Source organism: Marivita cryptomonadis (assembly GCF_002115725.1).
GTDB lineage: Bacteria > Pseudomonadota > Alphaproteobacteria > Rhodobacterales > Rhodobacteraceae > Marivita > Marivita cryptomonadis.
The window spans coordinates 90,992-98,553 of sequence record NZ_JFKD01000017.1 but is presented as its reverse complement, the minus strand read 5'-3'; the positions used below and the strand labels follow the sequence as shown (position 1 = coordinate 98,553).

Below are 7,562 nucleotides of genomic sequence, written 5' to 3'. Positions count from 1 at the left end.
CCCACACGGTTCGGCTCAGGAGCGGCCAACGATGTTCTCGAACGACCTGATTTGTCAGTAAGGTCATCGCGTGTCCGGCACGTAGAAGGATCTGTCCCGCAATGCGATCCGAAAATCCCGCTGGTAGCGCATCAGCCACCGCGTCGATAGCAGGCAGATCGACCGGGGCTTCCGGATAGAAGCCATTGTCTTGTTTGCCTCCTTGGGAGGCAGAAAATGAGCTCATTGGGTTTTATGTGTATACACAAGACATTCGCGTTCCGTTTCGGATTTGCGGTAAAGGAGGGGGGCAAAAACACAAACCTCCCATTCACCGCCGTTTACCTGTCTCCATGCTCGGGGGCCTAGACGACGACATTTCCTGTGTACTAACTGTGCAACATGGCCGCACGAAACCAGTTCGTGGACCATAGGAGACTTAAGAATGCCCAATAACGCAGCCACCGCGGCAGCGCGCCTCTCTTCTGCGCCTATGATGGATTGGACCGACCGTCATTGTCGGTACTTCCATCGGCAAATCAGTCGGCAGGCGCTGCTCTATACCGAGATGGTGACGGCTCCGGCGTTGGTACGTGGGGGGGCGGTTCACTTGCTTGATCACAATGCGGCAGAGCATCCGGTTGCGTTGCAATTGGGTGGGTCGGATCCGCAGGAACTGGCTGAGGCGGCGCGGATGGGGGCTGCGGCGGGGTATGACGAGATCAACCTGAATGTGGGATGTCCGTCCGACCGTGTGCAATCGGGCACGTTTGGTGCGGTGCTGATGAAGACGCCCGATCTTGTCGCCGACTGCGTGCGGGCGATGAAAGCTGCTGTTGCTGTGCCGGTGACGGTGAAATGTCGGATCGGGGTGGATGATCAGAACCCGGAGCAGGTGCTGCCCGATTTCATCTCGCGCGTACAAGATGCTGGGTGCGATTACCTGATCATTCATGCCCGCAAGGCCTGGCTTCAGGGGTTGTCACCAAAGGAGAACCGGGACATTCCGCCGCTCGACTATGATCTCGTGCTGCGTATGTCCGAGCGGTTTGGTGATTTGCCGATGTCGATCAATGGCGGGGTTGAAACGCTTGATGATGCAGTGGATTTGATTGCGCGGGGCATGACGGGTGTGATGATCGGGCGGGCCGCTTATCACCGCCCTTGGGACATTCTATCCGATGTCGATGCCCGGATTTTCGATATGCCTCCGCCAGTGCGTACGCGGGTTGCGGTGATAGATGAGATGCGTCCCTATATTGCAGCGCATCTTGCAGATGGCGGGAAATTGCACCAGATCACACGGCACATGCTTGGGCTCTTCTCGGGTCAGCCTGGCGCGCGGATGTGGCGGCGTGTCCTGTCGGAACAGGCGAACCGGCCCGGCGCAGATGTCTCGCTTTTGGATGAGGCTCTGGAGCGGATGCAACAGCCGGATACGGTCACAGGCTGAGCGATGATAGGCAACTGGCCGGACTGCGGATTCATTCGTTTCGCGTGGCATCCCGAAATCTTCCGCTGGGCGCAAGCGGCCCGTGACATTGGGCGCAGTGTGGCCAGTGACCTGTCCATGCGGGCGACGTGGCTTCAATGCGAAGGCACGTGGTTTGTTGGTGTCGATGCGTTGCCCAGCGATCCGTTCGGTTCAGTGAGCGCGGTGCCGTTGCCGGAACCTGTCAAGTCGTGGATCGGTGCACGAGTGGACCTGCATCCGGCGCAGCTGTCCATCACCTATCCGGGGTATCCGCGTCCGCGCGCTGGTGAAAGCGAGGCAGCATTCCGCTACCGACGATACCGCGATGCGGCACATATGGATGGGTTGATTGCGGAAGGCACACCCAAGTGGCGCTTTCTACGCGAGCGTCATGACTGGATCTTGGGATTGCCGTTGACCGAAACAACATCTGGCGCCAGCCCGCTCGTGGTTTGGCCGGGAAGCCATCATATCCTGCAGCAGGCGATGATTGACGCCCTTGGCGGCGTGCCAGACGCAGAATGGTCCGGTGTTGACGTGACCGATGTCTATCAAGCCGCCCGTAAGCGGGTGTTTTCCGAATGCACTCGAACTCCGCTCTTTACACGACCGGGAGAGGGCGTTTTGCTCAACCCTTTCATGCTGCATGGCGTTGCGCCGTGGCAGCCTACGGCACAGGCGTCTGGTGACGGCAGGATGGTGGCGTATCTGCGCCCGGCATCGTGTGAATCAGGCCCCACCTGGTTGCGGCAATAATAAGGCACCGCCATATTCAGTAAGCCGACCTGCGACAATGACAGGCGCACGGACAAAACTGTTGCGAATTTCCTAACAGTTTCGTTCAAAATGTCGATTTTGTTATGAGGCATCGCCGCGTCAGGGGTAGTTTGAATGCCGATCGGTAATCTTGGGATTAACGTAACATGGAATACGCAGCACTTCTTGCATTGACGCTTATCGGCCTGTCGGCTGGCATCTTTGTTGATTTAGAGGACGACGAAGATGATGCGGATAGCCCTGCAGGCGCCGAGAGCGAAACCGATGCTGCCGACACCGAAACTTCTGGAACAGATACGGTCGATACGGATGCTGATGGCGTGGACACCAGTGTAACCACCAATGGATCAGATGATGGTACGACAGTGGACGGCGTGACGTTCGGGACTGAAACCGGCGACACTCTCACAGCTTCAGAAGGGGCCGAAACCGTAGTTGGCGCTGGTGGTGATGATCAGATCACAGGAAATTCCAGCAATAACATTCTTGATGGGCAGATTGGCGACGACAGCGTCTTCGGTGGTGACGGTGCCGATCAGGTTTTCGGCAGCGAGGGTAATGATTCCCTTGATGGCAATTCTGGTGATGACCTCGCTGCAGGTGGCACGGGTAATGACATCATCGCTGGCGGGCTTGGCAACGACACGCTCTTTGGTGATACCGGTGACGATCTTCTGGATGGCCAAGAAGACGATGACGAACTCAATGGTGGCGAAGGCAATGACACGCTGTTCGGCGGTCCAGGCAATGACGTTATTTTCGGTGGCGACGGGAATGACAGCATCCTCGATGGTTTTGGTGACGACTCCCTTTTCGGGGGTGCCGGGGCAGACACGCTTGATGGTGGTGAAGGCGATGACCAGATTTTCGGTGTTTGGGATGGCGATACGGACGATGTGATTTCGGCCCGCGATTTGGACGACCCCGACGTTCTATTGGGCGGGCAGGGTGCCGACGAGATCCAGATGGGCTCTGGCGATGTTGCCTTTGGGGAAGAAGGGACTGACCTCTTCATCACTGGAACGTGGGTCGACCCTGAGAACGCCCCGGAAATCATCGACCTTGAAGAGAGCGAAGTTGTTCTGGTCTCGGTGCCCGAGGGAACTTCGAGTGACGCGTCGATCACCATCGAAACTGACGAACTTACGGGCGACAGCATTGTCCAGTTCAATGGTCAGACTGTGGTTACCGTATCGTCAGGGTCCGGCCCGGTGTCGCTAGACCAGATCCTTGTTGTCGAAGTTGCGGCGCTAGCACAGGCGACTTGACTACATTGAAAACCTTTGTGTCCAAAACTGTGATTGGGCTTGGGCACAAAAAGCTGATATCCACTGCCGCATGAGTAAGCGGTTTTTAAAGGGAAAAGATATGAGACTTGCCCTCGTTTTGTTTTTGGCTTTGCTGAGCGCGCCTGCCTACGCATGCGACCCAGGCGAAGATTGTGATCCGGCACCGGAGCCTCCGACTGTTGAAGAACCGGAGAAGCCGGAAGAACCGGAGAAGCCGGAAGAGCCGGAAGTTCCTCCGCAGCCGCCGGAGAGGCCGCAGACACCGGACGAGCCACGCGAACCGCGTGAAGTCAGAAGCACGCCCAAGCCCGCGCCAGTGTCCTGTCCAAAGGTAAAATGCGTGACGGACGCAAACGGACACCGTCGCGCGATGTTCACTGCTGATGTGCAACCGGATATGTACTATCTCGGTCGCAACTTCTGCGCCGCAGCGCCAAAGGATGTTGAAGTGACGGCGTGCTGCCTTGCGAAACCGGATCACACATATCAGATCCAGTACAACGTGAAGGTCAGCTCGAAGGCGCACAGCAAGGCCAAAGAGTTCTGTATCTGCGTGCTTGGTCTCGACTAAGCCTCACGCATCGACACAAAAACCAAAAAACCGGAGCTGACGCTCCGGTTTTTTTAATTTGGATGTGTTGTTCTAGGCGTGTCTCAGCGTTTGAGCCGCGCCGCCCGTCCGCCGCGCCGTTTGCTCAACTGACCGGCGCGAGACGGGAGCTCTGCCATCACCTGTCGCCGCGCCTCGGGTGCCATTTTCGACCATGCCCCGATTTCGTCTATGGTCCGCAGACAGCCGGTACATAGACGGCTTTCAGGATGCACCACGCATATCTTCACGCAGGGGCTTTCAATCTCGTCGCGGGCCCAGATGTCATCTTTCATCGGCGCAAATTCCTTCATGCCTCGGCTTGGATATGGCGCAGTCGGTCCAGCGCTCCTTGCAGGATATAGCTTGCCGCGACATGATCGATCACCTCTGCGCGACGTTTTCGGGTCGTATCCGCCTCAAGCAGTGCTCTTTCTGCCGCAACGGTCGACAACCGCTCGTCCCAGAACGTGATCGGACGATCCCAAAGCGCCGAAAAGTTCCGTGCAAAGGCACGGGTGGACTGGCATCGCGGCCCTTCGGACCCATCCATGTTGCGAGGCAGCCCCAGCACCAGACCGGCAATGTCACGTTTGGCAAGAATTGCCAGCAAAGCTTCGGCATCCTTGCCAAATTTTGTGCGCTTGATGGTCTCAAGGGGCGTTGCAACGCTGCGCATGCCGTCTGAAACTGCAACCCCGATGGTCTTGGTCCCTAGGTCCAGACCCGCAATCGCGCGCATGGGGGGCAGGATTGCCGCGAACTCGGAGATATCGTCAAGAATCAATGGTCTATAACACCAAGCCTGCGGCGCGCGCGCCTTCGCGGACGATCTCAAGAGCGTCCGGATTGTCGGCGAACACCTCTTGTGCGTTGTTCCAAATGGCAATCGCCTGTGCCTCGTCGCCCAGAATTGCAAGCGAAGAAATCAAACGCGCCCACTCCTCGGGGGTGCCGCCTTCGGTGGCAAGCCTGTCGGACAGACGAGCAACCATACCCCGGATCATGTCCTGCCGATCTTCGGCGTTCATTTCGCCCGCAGCTTCCACATCTTCCGCGCTCGGCCCGGGTATGCCCGCGATCGCTGGCACTTGATAATCCGCAACCCCGGCTCGGAATGCCATCTCTTCGATCTGTGTCAGGATCGGCGGCAGCCAAGCCGCGTTGGGGGGGCTTTGCCGCAGCAAACGATCCCAGAGCCGGAACGCGACATCAGGGCGTCCGGTCTGTGCCATCATCAACCCCATATAGTATAACGCCACACCGTTTTCGGGATCTCGCGTCAACGCCGCTTCCAGCACGCGTTCCGCTTCGGGGGACACATAGCCGCCAGCGGCCAACACCATCATATCGGCAAGATCGGCGTAATCTTTGCCGTTTGCATCATCCCCCTTGATCGACAGAACCTGTTGCTGCGCCTCATAGGCGGCAAGGTAATTGCCCATGGCCGCTTCGGACCGCGCCAGCAGGATATGGCCCTGAAGATCGCCCGGGCGTTCGGCGACCGCCCCGCGCAACCGTTGCACAAGTGCCGCATATTCCGGCTGGATTTCGGTCTCGGAGGTGGCAGGCATTTCTGCTTCCGCTTCGGCCTGCGACGGACGGTTTGCTCGCGCGCTCTCGGCCATTTCCATACGTGCGGCCAGACCCAGATCCCCGTATCCGGGCGCGCCGATCTGCGCGTAAATCCAATAGCTTCCGCCAACAAGAACACCTGCCATCAGCGCAGCAACGACGCTTCCCAGAACCGGCGATTGCGCCCCCGCATCACCATGTGCCTGCGCTTTGGCATCGGCTGTCAGAATGCGCCGGGAAATCTCTGTGCGCAGCCGTTCGGCATCTTCCTCAGAGATCACGCCGCGTGCCAGATCCCGGTCTACTTCTGTCAACTGGTCGCGATACACCTGCAAATCGAAGGCTTCCGCCGGGCCCGTCTGCCGGTGTCCTCTCAAAAGGGCCAGCGCCAACAGGCCCGCCATCGCTGTGGCCAAAAGAAGGGTCGCAGTCCAGAAAAGCGTCATCGTGAGCAATATCCACAAGCTGTTTCAAGGACATCTATAGTCGGAGGCCGCTTGAAAAAAGGGCAAAACCCCGTGACAAAGCGCCATGTCGCAAAATCACGTCAAAAGGGCGCTGTGAGTATCCGCATTATGCTCTGTTCGGTCCACATATCCGTCAAATCACATCAAGCTTCGAGTCGCGCCATATGAAACGCTATTCCGCCTTTGCTGTTGCCCGTGAAGCCCTCCGTTACCAGACCGGATGGGAACGCGCATGGCGCAAGCCCGAGCCGAAAAAGAAATACGATGTGATCATCGTGGGGGCAGGGGGCCACGGCCTTGCAACCGCCTATTACCTTGGCAAGAATTTCGGCATCACCAATGTGGCCGTGATCGAAAAGGGCTGGCTGGGCGGCGGCAACACGGGCCGCAACACCACCATCATCCGCTCCAACTACCTGCAGGATCCGTCGGCCGCGATCTACGAGAAGGCCCGCTCGCTCTACGAGACGCTGTCGCAGGACCTGAACTACAACATCATGTTCTCCCCCCGCGGCGTGATGATGCTGGCCCAGACCGAACACGAGATCCGCGGCTACCAGCGCACCGCGCATGCCAACAACCTGCAGGGCGTCGAGACCCAGTTCATCAGCCCCGCCCGGGTCAAGGAACTGTGCCCGATCATCGAACTCAAAGGCCCGCGCTACCCCGTGCTCGGTGCGCTCTGGCAGCCCCGTGGCGGCACCGCGCGCCATGATGCGGTTGCCTGGGGCTATGCCCGCGCCTGTTCGGACATGGGCATGGACATCATCCAGCAATGCGAAGTCACCGCTGTGCGCCAAGAGGGCGGTCGCGTCACAGGCGTGACCACCACCAAGGGCGAGATCGACTGCGATAAGCTGGGCATCGTCGTTGCCGGGCATTCCGGCGTTCTGGCCGAAATGGCGGGCTTCCGTCTGCCGATTGAATCCGTGGCGCTGCAAGCGCTTGTCTCCGAGCCGATCAAACCCTGCATGGACGTGGTCGTGATGGCCAACACCGTGCACGGCTACATGTCGCAATCCGACAAGGGCGAAATGGTCATCGGCGGTGGTGCCGACGGCTACAACAACTACACCCAGCGCGGGTCCTTCCACCATGTCGAGGAAACCGTCCGCGCGCTGGTCGAGACCTTCCCGATGATCTCGCGCCTCAAGATGCTGCGCTGGTGGGGCGGCATCGTCGACATGACTGGCGACCGCTCACCCATCCTGTCAAAGACGCCGCTCGACGGCTGCTTTATCAACTGCGGCTGGGGCACTGGCGGCTTCAAGGCCATCCCCGGCTCCGGATGGGGCATGGCCGAGCTGATCGCCAAGGGCTACTCGCCGCTGACCGCCGAGTTCGGCCTCAACCGTTTCCGCGAGGGCCGGTTCATTGATGAGAGCGTAGCTGCGGGGGTGGCGCATTGATGA

The 7,562-nt window shown here is 59.0% G+C and carries 9 protein-coding genes; 5 read left to right on the top strand and 4 right to left on the bottom strand.

Annotated elements, in window-relative coordinates; genetic code table 11:
• The coding region (locus MCRY_RS23245) for a hypothetical protein (protein ID WP_217808236.1) at positions 1-226 on the bottom strand (226 nt) is incomplete at its 3' end.
• Between the two features lie 198 nt (positions 227-424).
• Between MCRY_RS23245 and dusA the strand changes: the two genes are divergently transcribed.
• From dusA to MCRY_RS17560, 4 genes are all read left to right on the top strand, one after another.
• Positions 425-1,432, top strand: coding sequence for a tRNA dihydrouridine(20/20a) synthase DusA (gene dusA / locus MCRY_RS17575; protein WP_085632268.1), 1,008 nt, complete (start codon positions 425-427; stop codon positions 1,430-1,432).
• Positions 1,433-1,435: 3 nt separating this feature from the next.
• On the top strand, positions 1,436-2,209 hold the full coding sequence (locus tag MCRY_RS17570) for a hypothetical protein (protein WP_085632266.1): 774 nt from the start codon (positions 1,436-1,438) through the stop codon (positions 2,207-2,209).
• 167 nt (positions 2,210-2,376) lie between these two features.
• Entirely contained in the window at positions 2,377-3,498 is a 1,122-nt protein-coding gene (locus MCRY_RS17565; RefSeq protein WP_085632263.1) for a calcium-binding protein, read from the top strand.
• A 70-nt stretch (positions 3,499-3,568) separates the two neighbouring features.
• Positions 3,569-4,090: a hypothetical protein gene (locus tag MCRY_RS17560; protein WP_138487913.1), complete on the top strand. Its 522-nt coding sequence runs from the start codon at positions 3,569-3,571 to the stop codon at positions 4,088-4,090.
• Positions 4,091-4,173: 83 nt separating this feature from the next.
• Here the strand turns inward: MCRY_RS17560 and MCRY_RS17555 are convergent, their stop codons facing one another.
• The 3 genes from MCRY_RS17555 to ccmI are packed head-to-tail and all read right to left on the bottom strand — an operon-like array spanning position 4,174 to position 6,129.
• On the bottom strand, positions 4,174-4,404 hold the full coding sequence (locus MCRY_RS17555; protein WP_085632296.1) for a DUF1289 domain-containing protein: 231 nt from the start codon (positions 4,402-4,404) through the stop codon (positions 4,174-4,176).
• Positions 4,405-4,418: 14 nt separating this feature from the next.
• Positions 4,419-4,850 carry a Holliday junction resolvase RuvX gene (gene ruvX, locus MCRY_RS17550; protein WP_409644610.1) on the bottom strand — a complete coding sequence of 144 codons (432 nt, stop codon included), beginning with the start codon at positions 4,848-4,850 and terminating at the stop codon, positions 4,419-4,421.
• 49 nt (positions 4,851-4,899) lie between these two features.
• Positions 4,900-6,129 carry a c-type cytochrome biogenesis protein CcmI gene (gene ccmI, locus MCRY_RS17545; RefSeq protein WP_085632257.1) on the bottom strand — a complete coding sequence of 410 codons (1,230 nt, stop codon included), beginning with the start codon at positions 6,127-6,129 and terminating at the stop codon, positions 4,900-4,902.
• A gap of 185 nt (positions 6,130-6,314) precedes the next feature.
• Here ccmI and MCRY_RS17540 point away from each other — a divergent pair, with 185 nt between their 5' ends.
• On the top strand, positions 6,315-7,559 hold the full coding sequence (locus MCRY_RS17540; protein ID WP_085632255.1) for a sarcosine oxidase subunit beta family protein: 1,245 nt from the start codon (positions 6,315-6,317) through the stop codon (positions 7,557-7,559).
• Positions 7,560-7,562: the final 3 nt, after the last annotated feature.

Bases quoted from the DNA above. Each gene is read 5' to 3' on its own strand.
- MCRY_RS17565 (WP_085632263.1), top strand. From the start codon at position 2,377: ATGGAATACGCAGCACTTCTTGCATTGACGCTTATCGGCCTGTCGGCT.
- MCRY_RS17555 (WP_085632296.1), bottom strand. From the start codon at position 4,404: ATGAAAGATGACATCTGGGCCCGCGACGAGATTGAAAGCCCCTGCGTG.
- MCRY_RS17570 (WP_085632266.1), top strand. From the start codon at position 1,436: ATGATAGGCAACTGGCCGGACTGCGGATTCATTCGTTTCGCGTGGCAT.
- dusA (WP_085632268.1), top strand. From the start codon at position 425: ATGCCCAATAACGCAGCCACCGCGGCAGCGCGCCTCTCTTCTGCGCCT.
- MCRY_RS17560 (WP_138487913.1), top strand. From the start codon at position 3,569: ATGAGTAAGCGGTTTTTAAAGGGAAAAGATATGAGACTTGCCCTCGTT.
- ccmI (WP_085632257.1), bottom strand. From the start codon at position 6,129: ATGACGCTTTTCTGGACTGCGACCCTTCTTTTGGCCACAGCGATGGCG.
- ruvX (WP_409644610.1), bottom strand. From the start codon at position 4,850: ATGCGCGCGATTGCGGGTCTGGACCTAGGGACCAAGACCATCGGGGTT.
- MCRY_RS17540 (WP_085632255.1), top strand. From the start codon at position 6,315: ATGAAACGCTATTCCGCCTTTGCTGTTGCCCGTGAAGCCCTCCGTTAC.